The sequence below is a fragment of the Streptomyces sp. NPDC060000 genome, from assembly GCF_042737375.1.
Lineage (GTDB): Bacteria > Actinomycetota > Actinomycetes > Streptomycetales > Streptomycetaceae > Streptomyces.
In genome coordinates, this window is sequence record NZ_JBHWUU010000064.1 from 1 (window position 1) to 15,210 (window position 15,210).

At 69.5% G+C, this 15,210-nt stretch carries 13 protein-coding genes and 3 tRNA genes; 7 read left to right on the top strand and 9 right to left on the bottom strand.

The window, feature by feature from the left end:
- The 8 genes from ACFWBB_RS29305 to ACFWBB_RS29340 form a co-directional block, all read right to left on the bottom strand.
- Positions 1-368, bottom strand: a 368-nt coding sequence (locus tag ACFWBB_RS29305; protein WP_046592961.1) for an ATP/GTP-binding protein, incomplete at its 3' end; no start/stop codon positions are given.
- Positions 349-936, bottom strand: a complete 588-nt coding sequence (locus ACFWBB_RS29310; protein ID WP_385278311.1) for a DUF742 domain-containing protein — start codon at positions 934-936, stop codon at positions 349-351. The genes ACFWBB_RS29310 and ACFWBB_RS29305, both read right to left, overlap by 20 nt.
- Positions 937-1,032: 96 nt before the next feature.
- Entirely contained in the window at positions 1,033-1,446 is a 414-nt protein-coding gene (locus ACFWBB_RS29315; protein WP_037737006.1) for a roadblock/LC7 domain-containing protein, read from the bottom strand.
- Positions 1,447-1,456: 10 nt separating this feature from the next.
- On the bottom strand, positions 1,457-4,780 hold the full coding sequence (locus ACFWBB_RS29320) for a nitrate- and nitrite sensing domain-containing protein (RefSeq protein WP_385278313.1): 3,324 nt from the start codon (positions 4,778-4,780) through the stop codon (positions 1,457-1,459).
- Between the two features lie 376 nt (positions 4,781-5,156).
- Positions 5,157-5,732: an ATP/GTP-binding protein gene (locus ACFWBB_RS29325; RefSeq protein WP_385278315.1), complete on the bottom strand. Its 576-nt coding sequence runs from the start codon at positions 5,730-5,732 to the stop codon at positions 5,157-5,159.
- On the bottom strand, positions 5,713-6,111 hold the full coding sequence (locus ACFWBB_RS29330; protein WP_385278317.1) for a DUF742 domain-containing protein: 399 nt from the start codon (positions 6,109-6,111) through the stop codon (positions 5,713-5,715). The genes ACFWBB_RS29325 and ACFWBB_RS29330 overlap by 20 nt, the downstream gene beginning before the upstream one ends.
- A 112-nt stretch (positions 6,112-6,223) precedes the next feature.
- The gene (locus ACFWBB_RS29335) at positions 6,224-6,637 is read right to left on the bottom strand and encodes a roadblock/LC7 domain-containing protein (protein WP_020128762.1); all 414 of its coding nucleotides are present in this window, start codon (positions 6,635-6,637) and stop codon (positions 6,224-6,226) included.
- A gap of 9 nt (positions 6,638-6,646) precedes the next feature.
- Entirely contained in the window at positions 6,647-10,468 is a 3,822-nt protein-coding gene (locus ACFWBB_RS29340; RefSeq protein ID WP_385278319.1) for a nitrate- and nitrite sensing domain-containing protein, read from the bottom strand.
- A gap of 602 nt (positions 10,469-11,070) precedes the next feature.
- Here ACFWBB_RS29340 and ACFWBB_RS29345 point away from each other — a divergent pair.
- From ACFWBB_RS29345 to gltX, 3 genes are all read left to right on the top strand, one after another.
- Entirely contained in the window at positions 11,071-11,259 is a 189-nt protein-coding gene (locus ACFWBB_RS29345) for a hypothetical protein (RefSeq protein WP_351763568.1), read from the top strand.
- A 146-nt stretch (positions 11,260-11,405) separates the two neighbouring features.
- Positions 11,406-12,191 (top strand): fumarylacetoacetate hydrolase family protein, encoded by a 786-nt coding sequence (locus ACFWBB_RS29350; protein ID WP_385278322.1) that lies wholly within the window; start codon positions 11,406-11,408, stop codon positions 12,189-12,191.
- Entirely contained in the window at positions 12,184-13,668 is a 1,485-nt protein-coding gene (gene gltX, locus ACFWBB_RS29355; protein WP_385278324.1) for a glutamate--tRNA ligase, read from the top strand. The genes ACFWBB_RS29350 and gltX overlap by 8 nt, the downstream gene beginning before the upstream one ends.
- Before the next feature lie 63 nt (positions 13,669-13,731).
- Here the strand turns inward: gltX and ACFWBB_RS29360 are convergent, their stop codons facing one another.
- Positions 13,732-14,016 carry a hypothetical protein gene (locus ACFWBB_RS29360; protein ID WP_385278326.1) on the bottom strand — a complete coding sequence of 95 codons (285 nt, stop codon included), beginning with the start codon at positions 14,014-14,016 and terminating at the stop codon, positions 13,732-13,734.
- Between the two features lie 37 nt (positions 14,017-14,053).
- Here ACFWBB_RS29360 and ACFWBB_RS29365 point away from each other — a divergent pair, with 37 nt between their 5' ends.
- The 4 genes from ACFWBB_RS29365 to ACFWBB_RS29380 all read left to right on the top strand — a co-directional run bounded on the left by ACFWBB_RS29365 (position 14,054) and on the right by ACFWBB_RS29380 (position 15,196).
- Positions 14,054-14,782 carry an HAD family hydrolase gene (locus tag ACFWBB_RS29365; protein ID WP_385278328.1) on the top strand — a complete coding sequence of 243 codons (729 nt, stop codon included), beginning with the start codon at positions 14,054-14,056 and terminating at the stop codon, positions 14,780-14,782.
- Between the two features lie 92 nt (positions 14,783-14,874).
- A tRNA-Gln gene (locus tag ACFWBB_RS29370) sits at positions 14,875-14,946 on the top strand.
- A 42-nt stretch (positions 14,947-14,988) separates the two neighbouring features.
- Positions 14,989-15,061 (top strand) — tRNA-Glu (locus tag ACFWBB_RS29375).
- A 62-nt stretch (positions 15,062-15,123) separates the two neighbouring features.
- Positions 15,124-15,196 (top strand) — tRNA-Glu (locus tag ACFWBB_RS29380).
- Positions 15,197-15,210: the final 14 nt, after the last annotated feature.

Genomic DNA, 15,210 nt, shown 5'->3' on the forward strand with positions numbered 1-15,210 from the left:
GGGAAGCAGTCCGCGAGACGGCGGGTGTCGACGAGCACGATGGCGCCGATGGCGCCCCGCACCAGGTCGTCCCACATGAACCAGAAGCGGTCCTGGCCGGGCGTACCGAACAGGTACAGGATCAGGTCCTGATCCAGGGTGATGCGGCCGAAGTCCATGGCGACCGTGGTGGTCGTCTTGTCCCCGGTGTGGGTGAGGTCGTCGATGCCCGCCGACGCGGACGTCATGACGGCCTCGGTGCGCAGCGGGTTGATCTCCGAAACAGCCCCGACGAACGTGGTCTTGCCCACGCCGAATCCGCCCGCCACCACGATCTTCGCGGAAGTGGTGGAGCGGGAGGGACCCCCGCTAGAGCTTGCGAAGTCCACTGAGCACCCTTTCGAGCAGTGTCACGGCTGGCTGGCCGCCGGCGTTCTCGTCGCCGCCGGGCTGATGAATGGCGACCAGTCCCGCCTCCGCCAAGTCGGCGACGAGGATCCTGGCCACGCCGAGAGGGATGGTCAGCAGTGCCGAGATCTCGGCGACCGACTTGATCTCTCGGCAGAGGTTGCAGATCCGCTGATGCTCGGGCAGCTGGCCCTGCATCTGATGCGGCTGCGCGGTGGTGTGCACCAGCGCCTCGATGGCGAGCTGGTAACGCGGGCGGGTCCGGCCACCGGTCATGGCGTACGGACGCACCAGCGGGTTGTTCGCCGCCCCCGCGGGCGACGGCTCCGGTGTGCGGCGATGCGGCTGCACGGGCTGGATACGCGGGGCCGAGGGCTGGTCGTACGGGGACGGCCCGGGGCCCTGCGGACCCTGGGGCGTGTACGGCCGCTGCTGGCTGGGCGCGGAGGGGAAGTTGTAACGGTTCGGGTTCTGTGAACCGTCGCCCTGGCCCTGGGTAGGGCCGTACGACCAGTTGCCCGAATTAGAACCGCCTGGGGGTGTTGCCACTCTCTCTCCTCCTCCGACTGCGCCTGGCACCCGTCACGTGGAAACCGCGTCCCGGAACCCTACGGCCTCGGGACGCCAAAACGCACCGTCCATCTGTTAGTTGAGAAGGCTTCCTTGAAGCTCCGCACGAAGATCGGGGGTCAGGACCGAGCCGGCCCGGTCCACCAGAAGGGCCATCTCGTACCCAATGAGGCCGATGTCCGCCTCGGGATGGGCAAGAACCGCGAGCGAGGAACCGTCGGAGATGGACATGAGGAAGAGGAATCCCCGCTCCATCTCCACAACCGTCTGGTTCACGCTGCCGCCCTCGAAGATCCGGGAGGCGCCTGCCGTCAGGGACGTCAGGCCGGAGGCGACGGCCGCGAGCTGGTCGGCGCGGTCGCGGGGGAAGCCTTCGGACATCGCCAGAAGGAGTCCGTCGGCGGAGACCACCACGGTGTGGGACACCCCCGGGGTGTTGTCCACGAAGTTGGTGATCACCCAGTTCAGGTTCTGTGCCGCCTGGCTCATCGGGCTCACACTAACGCTCCTGGTTGTAGGTGCTGTCAGGACCGAAGCCCTGGCCGTTCGTTTCACTGCTGCCTGCGCTGCGTCCGCGCTCGACGCCCCGGCGCAGGTTGCTCAGCCTGCCTCGGACGTCCTCCGGGGCGCGGGAGACCTGGGGGCCTCCCTGGGGGGTGCTCTCGGCGGCACCCTCGATCAGGTTGGCCTTGGGCACCCGCCGCGGCAGGCCGGAGGAGGTGACCCCGCCCGCCTTGGGCTTCTTCAGACCGGAGGCCTGCTGCCAGCGCTCGTCGTTCGCCGAGCGCCAGGCGTCGCTGCCGCCGTTGCCCTCCGCGGGGGAGGCCGCCGGTTCCTGCTTCGCGGGCCGCGCGCCGTTCGCACCGCTTGCGGCGGAGCCGCGGCGGGGAAGACCGGCGTCGGTCAGCGCGTGGGAGGCGGAGGAAGTCGGTCCCGGACGGTCGAAGCCTACGCCGTTCCGCTCAGCCGCGTCAGCGGCCTGCGCGGATTCCGCTTCCGGAGCGTACTGGTCCGGGTAGCCGTTCTGGAAACCGTTCGTGTGACCGTTCTGCTGAGGCCAGTCGTCCTGGTAGGACTGCTGTTCCTGGTACGGCTGGTAGCCCTCGGACGCGGTGGCGGGGGCCGCCGCCGGGTCCTCCTGGACGGGTTCCGCATACGCGGGGTCCGGGTAGCCACCGTTCGGCGCGAAGCCGTCGTTCTGCGGCAGACCGCCGTTCGCGGTGAACGACTCGCCCTGCGGGTGGCCGTTGCCCGACCCGAAGTACTGATCGTCGTACGCCGGGCGCTGCTGCTCCCCGTACGACGACTGCTGGTCGAACGCCCCCGGCTGCTCGGCGTACCCGGTCGCACCGTTGTCGTAGCCGCCCCCGGTGCCCTGCTGGGCGGGGTCGTAGCCGTTCTGCCCGGCGTCGTACGCCTGCTGGCGACGGTTGTCGAAACCCTCACCGAACGCGGGCGCCTCGGCGGACTGCTGCCCGCCCGGCTGATCGGGCTGACCCGACTGGGACTCCAGGGCCGCACGGCGTTCCTCGCGCATCAGCGAGCGGCCCACCGGGTCCAGCTCACGGATGTCGTCGGGAACCTCGTACTGGCTGTCGTCGAAGCCGAGTTCCGCGGCGGTGCGCATCGGCAGGCCGTTGTTGAAGTCCTCGCCGCCACCGCCGTAGTTCTGCTCCGGGATGATCTGCGAGACCGTGAACTCGTCGCGCGGCTGCTGGTAGTCGCCGCCACCGCCGTGGGTGATGGCGTCCGGCAGCATGACCAGCGAGGTGGTGCCGGCCTGCTCGCCCGAAGGACGCAGCTGGACGCGGATACCGTGCCGGTCGGACAGCCGGCCGACCACGAACAGGCCCATGCGCTGCGAGATCGCGGCGTCCACCGTCGGCGGGTTGGCCAGCTTGTGGTTGATGTCCGCGAAGTCCTCGGCGGTGAGGCCGATGCCCTTGTCGTGGATCTCGATCATGACCCGGCCGTCGGGGAGACGGGTGGCCGTGACCCGCACCTTGGTCTGCGGGGAGGAGAACGTCGTGGCGTTCTCCAGCAGCTCGGCGAGCAGGTGCACGAGGTCGGTCACGGCACGGCCGTGGATCTCGGCCTCCGGGACGCCCGACAGCTCGATGCGCTCGTACTGCTCCACCTCGGAGGAGGCGGCGCGCAGGACGTCGACCAGCGGGACCGGCTGGTCCCAGCGGCGGCCGGGCTCCTCGCCGGCGAGGACCAGGAGGTTCTCGCCGTTGCGGCGCATACGGGTGGCCAGGTGGTCCAGACGGAAGAGGTTCTCCAGCTGGTCCGGGTCGGCCTCGTTGTTCTCCAGCTCGGTGATCAGGGTCAGCTGGCCCTCGATCAGGGACTGGTTGCGGCGCGAGAGGTTGGTGAAGATCGCGTTGATGTTGCCCCGCAGCAGAGCCTGCTCGGCGGCCAGCCGGACGGCCTCGCGGTGGACCTGGTCGAAGGCCCGGGCGACCTCGCCGATCTCGTCCCTGGTGTTGATGGGGATCGGCTGGACGCGGGTGTCGACCCGGCCGGGGTCGGTGCGCGAGAGCTGGTCGACCAGCATCGGCAGCCGCTGCTCGGCGATGCCGAAGGCGGCGTTGCGCAGCTGGCGCATGGCCTGGCTCATCTGGCGGGCCATGAGACTGGCGACGATGAACGCGGCGAGCAGGGCGATGATGACGATGGCGCCGTTGATGATGGCGTCACGCTGGGCGTCGGAGGCGATCTGCCCGGCGTCGGTGACCGCGCGGTCGATGAGTTCGCTCTCGACCTGGCTGTAGCCCTCGAACTTCAGCGTCGCGGCCGACATCCACGCGTCCGCGGTGATGCCCTCCTTCGCGAGCTGGGACGGGGTCTGCCCGCTGCCGATGGCCTGGAGCATCTTGTCCATCGTGGGCGGCGCGGTGAATTCCTGTCCCGCGGCTTCCGCCTTGGCCTTGGCGTCGGCGACCTGCTTCGTGCCCTCCTCGGTCTTCTGCTTCATGACCTGGACGAGGCGCGCGGCGTCGTCGACGGTGCCGCCGGAGACGTACTCCTGCTGGGCGACGCCCTCGAGGTAGGCGTACGAGGTGAAGGCGGTGAGCTGCTGCCGGTAGACCGTCTCGTCGGGGCTGGGCCGGACCAGCAGGTGCACGCCGATCGCGCGCTGGAGGGACTCGGCGCCCTTGGCCAGGGCGACCGCGTAGACGGTGCGGCCGTAGGCCGTGATGTTGCCGGTGCCGAGACCGAGCTCGTTGGAGAACTCCATCAGCAGGTGCTCGACCGCGACATAGCCCTCTTCGGTCTTCACCGGGTCCAGGGCCTTGGTGTACGCGGCCGCACGGATCTTCGCCAGGGCCGGCTCGGCCTCCTCCACCAGCTTCAGACGGCGCTTGAGGCCTTCCTTGTCCGGCATCCCGACGACTTCGTCGTGGAAGGCGGTGGCCTTGGCGTCGGTGACGGCGCGGGCCTTCTTGACGACCTCGTCGTCCTTCTTGTTCTGGAGCAGCGGCTGGGCGGTGACGTCCCGCTCGTTGAGGAGGGCCTCGGCGTACTCGCCGGAGGCGGCCACGATCTTGGCGACCTTCTCGGCGTCGCGCGCCTCCTGCCAGGTGTCGATCGAGTTCTTCACCTGGAAGCCGCCCATGACCAGGCCGACTATCACGGGTATGAGCAGGATCGCGTTCAGCCGGGTCGGCACCCGCCAGTTGCGCGGGGAGAGACGGCCACCGCTCTTCGCGGGCGCGGCCGTCGGCTCCGATCCGGCCACAGTGGCGGGCGCCGCTCCGCGCGGCGGCGGGGTGAAGTTGCCCCGGGCCGCCGGCTCGGGACTTTGCTTGCTTCGCCTCACTCGACCAACAACCTCTCGGCGGTCGGCACCTTCGTCGTGCCGCAGTGTCTCAGAGCCCGGTCAGCCATCGACCATCAGTACGTCATTGACTATTGGGCAGTTCAGGCATTCCAGCATGACGACCAGCGCTCTTCCAAACATGGGAAAGAGCTGGTTCGACGTGATGTAAGCCCCACGTAAAACGGGCAAAAAGAACGAGCCCCGCCAAAAGGCGGGGCCCCCGTGCGCACAGCGAGACCAAGCGACCGCGACGTGTTGCGGTACCGCCGGATTCCTCTGCCGAAACGTTATGAACGCCGGAGCCGACCGTGTCAAAGGCCACAGTCGGCTCCAGGGCGTCTACGACGACTGTCGTACGGCACCAGATGCTTGAAATTTACCGCAGACGCGCCATGAGCGCGTGCTCGACCAGCGTGATCAGCGCGCTCTTGGCATCCGAGCGATGCCGGGCGTCCGTCGTGATGATCGGGGTGTCGGGTCCGATCTGCAGGGCCTCGCGCACCTCGTCGGGGTGGTACGGCTGCGAGCCGTCGAAGCCGTTGAGGGCGATCACGAACGGCAGACCGCTGTTCTCGAAGTAGTCGACCGCCGGGAAGCAGTCCGCGAGACGGCGGGTGTCGACGAGCACGATGGCGCCGATGGCGCCCCGCACCAGGTCGTCCCACATGAACCAGAAGCGGTCCTGACCCGGCGTACCGAACAGGTAGAGGATCAGGTCCTGGTCGAGCGTGATACGGCCGAAGTCCATGGCCACCGTGGTGGTGGTCTTGTCCCCGGTGTGGGTGAGGTCGTCGATGCCCGCGCTCGCGGACGTCATCACGGCCTCCGTGCGCAGCGGGTTGATCTCGGAGACGGCGCCCACGAACGTGGTCTTGCCCACGCCGAAGCCCCCCGCCACCACGATCTTCGCGGAGGTGGTGGCCCGCCCTCCGTCAGAGCTTGCGAAGTCCACTGAGCACCCTTTCGAGCAGCGTCACGTCTGGAGCGCCGCCGTTGTTCTCGTCGCCGCCCGGCTGGTGGATGGCCACCAGTCCGGCCTCGGCGAGGTCCGCGACCAGGATCCGCGCGACCCCCAGCGGCATGGCCAGGAGCGCCGAGACCTCCGCGACCGACTTGACCTCACGGCACAGGTTGCAGATGCGCTGGTGCTCCGGGAGCAGCCCCATGAGCGCTGCCGGGTCGGCCGTGGTGCTGATCAGTGCCTCGATGGCGAGCTGATAGCGCGGCCGGGTCCGGCCACCGGTCATCGCGTACGGACGCACCAGCGGCTGGTCGCCCTCATCCCCGTACGGCTCCGCGTACGGATCATGATGGGCGGTGGGCGGGGTCATGGATCCTCCGGGCGGGACAGCATTCGCGGTCAGTCGTGCCGTCCGTCGAGGCCGGTGGGGGGATTGTGTCGGCCGGACGGTGATTTCGTGAGGTGGGTAGTGCTGGGGCGGATCAGTGGAGCAGACTGCCCTGGAGCTCGGCGCGCAGGTCGGGCGTGAGGACCGCGCCCGCGCGGTCGACGAGCAGCGTCATCTCGTAGCCGACGAGACCGATGTCGCACTCGGGGTGCGCGAGAACGGCGAGCGACGAGCCGTCCGAGACGGACATGAGGAAGAGGAATCCTCGTTCCATCTCGACGACGGTCTGTGCCACGCTGCCGCCCTCGAAGATCCGGGAGGCGCCGGCCGTCAGCGAGGTCAGCCCCGACGCGACGGCCGCCAACTGGTCGGCGCGGTCGCGTGGGAATCCCTCGGACATCGCGAGCAGGAGCCCGTCGGCGGACACGACAACGGTGTGGGACACCCCGGGGGTGTTGTCCACGAAGTTGGTGATCAACCAGTTCAGGTTCTGTGCCGCCTGGCTCATCTGACTCAACTAACGCTCCTGCTGGTGAGTGGGGCTCGGGAAACTGCCGGTCTGACCGTTGCCGGCCTGACGACCCTGCGCGATGCCCCGACGGAGATTGGTCAGTCGGCCGCGTACGTCGTCAGGCGCACGCGAGACCTGCGGACCGGGTTGGTGCTGTTGCTGCTGAGCCGTGCCCGGGACGAGGTTCGCCCTGGGCACCCGGCGCGGCAGGCCGGACGTGGTGACGCCGCCCGCGGCCGGCTGCCTGACCCGCTCGGCCTGCCGGACGAGTTCGTCGTTCGGCGAGGTGCGCCAGGAGGAGTTGGCGGCGGCGGGACGCTGGGGTGCAGCCGCTGCCTGCGGCTGCTGCTGGTGCTGCTGCGGAGCCGGGGCCGACTCGCCCGCCTGCTGACCGTGGAACCAGTTGGTCTCCAGCGTGTCGTACAGCGGGGTGCGCCCGTCACCGGGACCCGAGGCCGGCGGCAGAGCCCATCCGTCACCCGGTCCCCGTCCCTCGTCGGGCCGCTGCCCGGTGCCCCTGCTCTCCGGCTCCGGACGCCCGACGGGACGCGGCGGGACCGGAGGCTGCGCGGAGGTGCCGTAGCCACCCGTCTGCGGAGCGGGGAACTGGCCGGTGGACGAGGGGTCCTGGCGGCCGGGCAGCGAGTGCTGGCCGGTCGAGGAGGTGTCGTAGCCGGGTGCGGGGAACTGGCCGGTGGAGCCGTTGTCGTACGCCTGCGGAGCGAACTGGTTCGGGGCCGCCGGGGTGTTCTGCCCGCCCGGGGCGCCGAAGACGTCGGACCGGGTGAAGCCGTTGTCGTCCTGCTGACCACTGGTACCGGGACGCTGGAACTGGCCGGTGTCCTGTCGGCCGTTCGTGCCCGGACGCTGGAACTGGCCGGTGTCCTGACGTCCGCCGAGGTCCGCCTGGGGGTTGCCCACGGCCGGGAACTGGCTGGTGTTCTGGACGCCGTTCGCGAGGGGACGGCCGAAGTCGGCGGGGCCCGCCGGGCCCTGGCGGTCGTCGATCCGCGGGACCACCGGTATCTCGGAGGTGGCGCCGGGACCCTGCCGGTCGTCGATGCGCGGCATGCGCGACGTCTGGGCGACGTCCGGCTCCTCGTGACCGCGCGGGGCGTCCAACGGGCTGCGCCCCACCGGCGGCTGGGCGTTCTCGTCGCCCCAGCTGGTGACGCGCGGCTGCGGGTTGCCGCCGGGCAGCTCGGCGCGCGGACCACCGCGCGGCGGCAGCTGCGGCTGACGGCCACGGCCGTTCTGCTCGGCCTTGTTGCCCCGCTGCGGCGGACGTCCGCCGAACATGTCCGTGCCCTGCGAGCCCGTACCGGCCGCCTGGAGACCCTGGGGCGCGCCGGGAGCCTGGCTGCCGCCGAAGCCGGCGCCCGCGCCGGCTGGAGCCGGTCGGCCCTGCTGGGGCGAGGCCGGAGGCTGCTGCGGTCCGCGCGGCGGCTGACCGCCGGGACGGCCACCGCCGTCGCGGCCGGGCAGCGCGGCCCGGGGACCCTGACCCGCGGCGAGCCGGCCGCCGGCACCGGGACCGGTGCCCAGGGCACCGCCCTGCGAGCCGTTCTGCGAGCCGTTCTGGCGACGCGCGGCGGCGACGCCCGCGGCGGCCTGCGCGGCGGCGGGACCGCCCGCGACGCCGGCCTGACCGGGCTTGGGCTGGGGCTTCTTGCCGCCCTGGGCGACATCCACGGGCAGCATGACCAGCGCGGTCGTGCCACCGGAGTCGGAGGGGCGCAGCTGGATGCGGATGCCGTGCCGCTGCGACAGACGGCCGACCACGAACAGACCCATGCGGCGGGAGACCGACACGTCCACGGTGGGCGGCGAGGCGAGCCGCTCGTTGATCGCGGCGAGGTCCTCGGGGGAGAGGCCGATACCGGTGTCGTGGATCTCGATCAGCACGCGGCCGTCGGGCAGCGCGTGACCGGTGACCTTGACCTTGGTCTGCGGGGAGGAGAACGACGTGGCGTTCTCGAGCAGCTCGGCGAGGAGGTGCACGAGGTCGTTGACGACCCGGCCGGCCACTTCGGTGGTCGGCACGGAGGCCAGTTCGATGCGCTCGTACTGCTCCACCTCGGAGGCGGCGGCGCGCAGCACGTCGACCAGCGGGACCGGGCGGGTCCAGCGGCGGCCGGGCTCCTCACCGGCGAGAACGAGGAGGTTCTCACCGTTACGGCGCATGCGGGTCGCGAGGTGGTCGAGCTTGAAGAGCGAGGACAGCTGGTCCGGGTCGGCCTCGCGGGACTCCAGTTCGGAGATGAGCGAGAGCTGACGCTGGATGAGGCCCTGGGAGCGGCGCGAGAGGTTGGTGAACATCGCGTTGACGTTGCCCCGCAGCAGGGCCTGCTCGGCGGCGAGGCGGACCGCCTCGCGGTGCACGTCGTCGAAGGCCGCGGCCACCTTGCCGATCTCGTCCCGGGAGTGCACACCGACCGACTCCACGGACGTGTCGACGTCCTGCGGGTCGGACTCGGACAGCTGCTTGACCAGCTCGGGCAGACGGTCGGTGGCGACCCTGGTGGCGGTCTCCTCCAGCCGGCGCAGCGAGCGGATCATGGACCGGGCGACGACGAACGCGCCGACCAGCGAGACACCGAGCACGAGCAGGATGAGCGCACCGGAGATGATCGCCTCGCGCTCCGACGCGGCGCGCAGCTCACGCGCCTTCTGCTCCATGTCCTCGAGCAGCGTGAGCTCGATGTTGTTCATCTGCTTGATCTTGGTCTTACTCGCGTCGAGCCAGTCCTGGTACGACTGCTTGTCCAGCGACTTCAGACCGTTGGCGGAGCTGAGCGCCCGGGTGGCGAAGGTGTCGGCGTCCTCGATGACCGGGTTGCCCTGCTCGATGGGCGACAGCAGTTCCTCGGCGCCGCTGTCCCCGTAGATGCTGCGGAAACTCGCGAGCTCGGAGTCCTGGTTCTCGAGCGCGGCCTCGGCGTACTGCCGGTCGTTCTCGGAGAGGTCGCCGTAGACGGTGTTGCCCACCGGCAGCGCCGCCGCGAGCACGGCGCGCTGGACGGACGCGTACTCCTTGGCGGAGGAGAAGGCGGCCAGCGCACGCGTGCGCTGGATCATCTCCGGGTTGCTGGTGGCCTGCGCCATGTCCTGCGAGAGGTCGAGCAGGCTGGTGATGAGGCGGTGGTAGGCCTCCACCGTCTGGGTGGAGTTGTTCTTCTCCGCGTAGGCCGTCGAACGGACCTTGGCGATGTTGGTCAGGTCGCTCAGCAGGCCGACGAGGCTGTCCCGGACGCCCTGGAGGTTGCCGTCCGCGGTGGCGCCGTCGATCTCCTCGGACGCGTCCTGGAACGCGCTCAGCGCGCGGTCCGTCTTCTCGCGGAAGCCCTTGATCCCGGGGTCGCTCGCCTTGCCGTTGTGCGCCAGTGGGCCGGCCGAGTTGTCACGTTCGTCCTGCAGCGCGACGGCCAGGTCCGTGGCCTGCTTGGTCATGTCCGTCAGCAGCTTCATGTTGTCGAGCTGCTGGATGTCGTCCATGGAGTCGTTGATGCGCAGCGCGCCCAGCGTGGTGGCCGCGACCACGGGCAGCGTCAGCAGCGCCACCAGACGCGTGGAGATGCGCCAGTTGCGCAGCGCCACGCGCGGGCCTGGCCCGGGGGAGCCGGCCGGCGGCTTCTTCGGAGTCGGGGGAGGAGAGCTCGTCGACGCGGACGCGCCGGAGCGCCCGGAGCGCTCACCGCCGTCGCCGGCCGGAGCCTGACCCGGGTTCTGGGCGTGCTGGGGCGAGGAGCCGACTGCCATCGGGCCAGTCCCGCCGTGCGGCTCCGGCTCGGCCGAAGCGCTGCCATCCCTCTTGAAACGTCCCTGCACTAGCGTCGCAACCTCTGGACCAGGCGTCCCCCCGCGTGAACGGAAGGACGGTGTCGGCGTGTTGAGGGGCGCCCTGAATACGCCCCCCTGTTGGTCGTGAGTACCGGCGCTGGCTCCCCCTGATCTCGCCGCCACCAGGCGCTCTGAACGCCCTCTGTGCGCCGGCTCGATCCCGCGGCGGTCCGAGGAATTCCAGCACAGTGCAGAATCTCGAACAAGGCCCGTTGGCCAGGCTGTGACATCCGTGACACCACGTGAGGGCCAAGTTACGGGATGTAGAAAGTCATCTCATATAAGGCGGACATAAGGGTGTGAAGTGGTGGTGGCCGGAGGGTGTCCCAGTCGCCATGATCAGGAGCGGAATGAGGGCTTCAGGTACCTGATGTCTGTTTTATGTGGGTGTTTTGAGTGTCGGAAATGACCGTTATGCCCATGCATCCGTGAGCAAACTCACACGCTGATCATGCGACCTTCACGCGTTCCCCGGGAATCGCGTGTTTAGCCTGACGCTTTACAGGGATGGCATATCCGACAACCCGCGTCCACGCGGAGGCCCTTGAGGGCTTCCCGGACGCCCGGACACGACAGGGTCACGTACAACAGTGAAGACGACGACGATGTTCCACAAGATCGCCAACCCGCGGCGCACGACCCTGGCGCACCTCAAGGACGCCGACGAACTCCAGCTCCCGGAGCAGCAGGAGCACTCCGTCGAACTCCCCGCCCAGACCGCCAACCCCAAGCGCACCATCCTCATGGAGGTCCCGGTCGCCGCCTCCGTCGCGGAGTAGATCTTCAAGCGGAGATACGCGCACCGGCCGCCAAACGCTCAAAGCGGCCGCCACGGATGTCAAGGGCGTCCCCGGCCGGGGGCGCCCTTCCGCGTTAGCCTGGGGCCCCACACTCCAGCCAGTTCAGTCAAGGGGCCAACCAACCCGTGCGCATCGCCAGGTTCTCCATCGACGGGAACGTCGCCTTCGGCGCGGTCGAGGGCGACAAGCCGGACGAGCTCGTCCTCGACATCATCAAGGGCATCCCGTTCACGGACTTCGAACTCTCCGGCACCAAGGTGCCGGTCAGCAAGGTCCGGCTGCTCCCGCCCGTCCTGCCCAACAAGGTCGTGGCCTTCGGCCGCAACTACGCCGAGCACGCGCGCGAGCTGGGCAACGAGGTGCCGGACGCCCCGTTCGCCTTCTTCAAGCCGTCCACCTCGGTGATCGGGCCCGGCGACGCCATCCAGTACCCGGCCTTCTCCGAGGAGGTGCACCACGAGGCGGAGCTCGCCGTGGTCATCGGCCGACTGTGCCGCGAGGTCCCGCGCGAGCGCGTCAAGGACGTGATCTTCGGCTACACCTGCGCCAACGACGTCACCGCCCGCGACGTCCAGAAGCGCGAGAAGCAGTGGGCCCGGGCCAAGGGCTTCGACACCTCCTGCCCGCTGGGCCCCTGGGTGGAGACCGGCCTGGACCTCAAGACGGCGAGCGACCTCACCGTCCAGCTGACGGTCAACGGACAGCAGCGGCAGCTCGGCCGCACCAGCGAGATGATCCACTCGATCGAGGATCTGATCGTCAACATCACCGAGGCCATGACGCTGCTCCCCGGCGACGTGATCCTCACGGGCACCCCGGCAGGGGTAGGCCCCCTGGCTGTCGGCGACGAGGTCGCCGTCACCATCGAAGGCATCGGCACTCTCACCAACAAGGTTGTCAAGCGTGGCTAGCGCACCCGGCTCCCCCGTACGCGTCCGTTTCTGTCCCTCGCCCACCGGTAACCCCCACGTGGGCCTGGTCCGCACCGCCCTGTTCAACTGGGCGTTCGCCAAGCACCACCAGGGCACCCTGGTCTTCCGCATCGAGGACACCGACGCGGCCCGCGACTCCGAGGAGTCCTACGACCAGCTCCTGGACTCGCTGCGCTGGCTGGGCTTCGACTGGGACGAGGGCCCCGAGATCGGCGGCCCGCACGCGCCGTACCGCCAGTCGCAGCGCATGGACCTCTACGCCGATGTCGCCCGCAAGCTCCTCGACGCCGGCCACGCCTACCACTGCTACTGCTCCCAGGAGGAGCTGGACACCCGCCGCGACGCCGCCCGCGCCGCCGGCCGGCCCTCCGGCTACGACGGCCACTGCCGCGACCTCACCGAGGCGCAGGTGGCGGAGTACAAGGCCCAGGGCCGCACCCCCATCGTCCGCTTCCGGATGCCCGACGAGACGATCACCTTCACGGACCTGGTCCGCGGCGAGCTGACGTTCACCCCGGAGAACGTGCCGGACTTCGGCATCGTCCGCGCGAACGGCGCCCCGCTCTACACGCTGGTCAACCCGGTGGACGACGCGCTGATGGAGATCACGCACGTCCTGCGGGGCGAGGACCTGCTCTCCTCGACCCCCCGCCAGATCGCCCTCTACAAGGCGCTGACCGAACTGGGCATCGCCCAGGGGACCCCGCACTTCGGCCATCTGCCGTACGTGATGGGCGAGGGCAACAAGAAGCTGTCGAAGCGGGACCCGGAGTCCTCGCTCAACCTCTACCGCGAGCGCGGATTCCTCCCCGAGGGCCTGCTCAACTACCTCTCGCTGCTCGGCTGGTCGCTCTCGGCCGACCAGGACATCTTCACGATGGACGAGATGACCGCGGCCTTCGACATCGCGGACGTCAACCCCAACCCGGCGCGCTTCGACCTGAAGAAGTGCGAGGCGATCAACGCCGACCACATCCGCCTGCTCGACGTGAAGGACTTCACGGAGCGCTGCGCGCCCTGGCTGAAGGCCCCGTACGCCCCCTGGTCCCCGCAGGACTTCGACGAGGACAAGTGGGAGGCGATCGCCCCGCACGCCCAGACCCGTCTGAAGGTGCTGTCGGAGATCACCGACAACGTCGACTTCCTCTTCCTCCCGGAGCCGGTCTCCGACGAGGCGAGCTGGACGAAGGCGATGAAGGAGGGCAGCGACGCGCTTCTCACGACGGCCCGCGAGAAGCTGGGGTCGGCCGACTGGACCTCGGCCGAGTCGCTGAAGGAGGCCGTCCTGGCCGCCGGCGAGGCACACGGCCTCAAGCTCGGCAAGGCCCAGGCCCCGGTCCGCGTCGCGGTCACCGGCCGCACGGTCGGCCTGCCGCTCTTCGAGTCCCTGGAGATCCTGGGCAGGGAGAAGACGCTGGCCCGCATCGACGCGGCACTGGCGAAGCTCGCGGCGTAACGCTCAAGCATGCGTGAGGGGCGGCACCCGGTAGCTTCGGGTGCCGCCCCTCAGGCGTTCGGCTCAGACCGCGTCGGCCTCGTCGATCAGGTACGCGAACTCGTCGAAGATCTCCAGCACCACGACGACCATGACGGCTCCTGCGACCATGTACTCCAGCATCACGCCCGGGGCCACGTAGGCCTTGCGCAGGTGCTCGTCGGGACCGAGTTGCGCGGTCGCACCCTTGCGGAAGGGGTCCCGTGCCAGTATCCGCACGGCCATGTCCAACTGGGTTCGACGCTCGCCGGGCAGTCCGTCGTACGCCGCACGGGCCTCGACCGTGAACTGGACTCGGTACTCGCTCATGGCCACCAGTGTGCCAGCCCGCGATACCGTGAAAGCCATGAGCATCCTCGCCGTGGTCTGGGACGTGGACGACACCCTCTTCGACTACACGACCGCCGACCGCGAGGGCATGCGGTCGTATCTGACGGCCGAGGGGCTGCTCGACCGGTTCGGTACCGCGGAGGAGGGGCTCGCGCGGTGGCGGGAGGTCACCGAGCAGCAGTGGGCCCGGTTCTCGGCGGGCGGGATCACCTTCGAGGACCAGCGCCGGGACCGGGTAAGGGCGTTCCTGGGCCGCGAGATGACCGACGCGGAGGCCGACGGCTGGCTCACGCGCTACCGCTCGCACTACGAGGCCGCCTGGTCGCTCTTCCCGGACGTCCTGCCCGTGCTGGACGCCCTCGCCGTCAGCCACCGTCACGCGGTGCTCTCCAACTCCAGCATCCACGTCCAGGACCACAAGCTGCGCGTCCTCGGCGTCCACGACCGCTTCGAAGTCATCCTGTGCGCGGCGGAACTCGGCGTCTCCAAGCCGGAGGCCGGCGCCTTCCTCGCGGCCTGCGAGGCCCTGTCGCTGGCCCCGCACCAGGTGGCCTATGTCGGCGACCATCCGGAGATCGACGGACGGGGCGCCGCCGACGCCGGGCTGCTCTCCGTGTGGATCGACCGCTACGGCACGGCCACCGTCGAGCTCCCGTCCGGACGCCACCGGATCGTCTCGCTCGCCGAACTGCCCGAGATCCTCGGCCCCGATACCCGTTTTGGAGCCCGGTCCACCTTCAGGTAATGTTCTTCCTGCGCCGCCGGAGTGCGGGCCGAAAGGCCGGAAGCCGGAGGAGCAACGCTAGAACAAGAACCCCCACGGGGCTTGTGTTCCAGTGGCCTATGGTGTAATTGGCAGCACGACTGATTCTGGTTCAGTTAGTCTTGGTTCGAGTCCAGGTAGGCCAGCTCGCAGAGCTTATCTGCGCAAGTGGAGATCAACTCCACGAAGCCCCCGTTGTGTAGCGGCCTAGCACGCTGCCCTCTCAAGGCAGTAGCGCCGGTTCGAATCCGGTCGGGGGTACTGATCCTTCCCGCGAGGAGAGTTCGGGTAGCTCCCCCTCACTTCGATGCAGGATCGCTAGGGCCCCCGTTGTGTAGCGGCCTAGCACGCCGCCCTCTCAAGGCGGTAGCGCCGGTTCGAATCCGGTCGGGGGTACGCTTTTTATTGAA

Excerpts from the sequence above, each read along its gene's own strand:
- ACFWBB_RS29315 (WP_037737006.1), bottom strand. The coding sequence starts at position 1,446 with ATGAGCCAGGCGGCACAGAACCTGAACTGGGTGATCACCAACTTCGTG.
- ACFWBB_RS29330 (WP_385278317.1), bottom strand. The coding sequence starts at position 6,111 with ATGACCCCGCCCACCGCCCATCATGATCCGTACGCGGAGCCGTACGGG.
- ACFWBB_RS29335 (WP_020128762.1), bottom strand. The coding sequence starts at position 6,637 with ATGAGCCAGGCGGCACAGAACCTGAACTGGTTGATCACCAACTTCGTG.
- ACFWBB_RS29360 (WP_385278326.1), bottom strand. The coding sequence starts at position 14,016 with ATGAGCGAGTACCGAGTCCAGTTCACGGTCGAGGCCCGTGCGGCGTAC.
- ACFWBB_RS29365 (WP_385278328.1), top strand. The coding sequence starts at position 14,054 with ATGAGCATCCTCGCCGTGGTCTGGGACGTGGACGACACCCTCTTCGAC.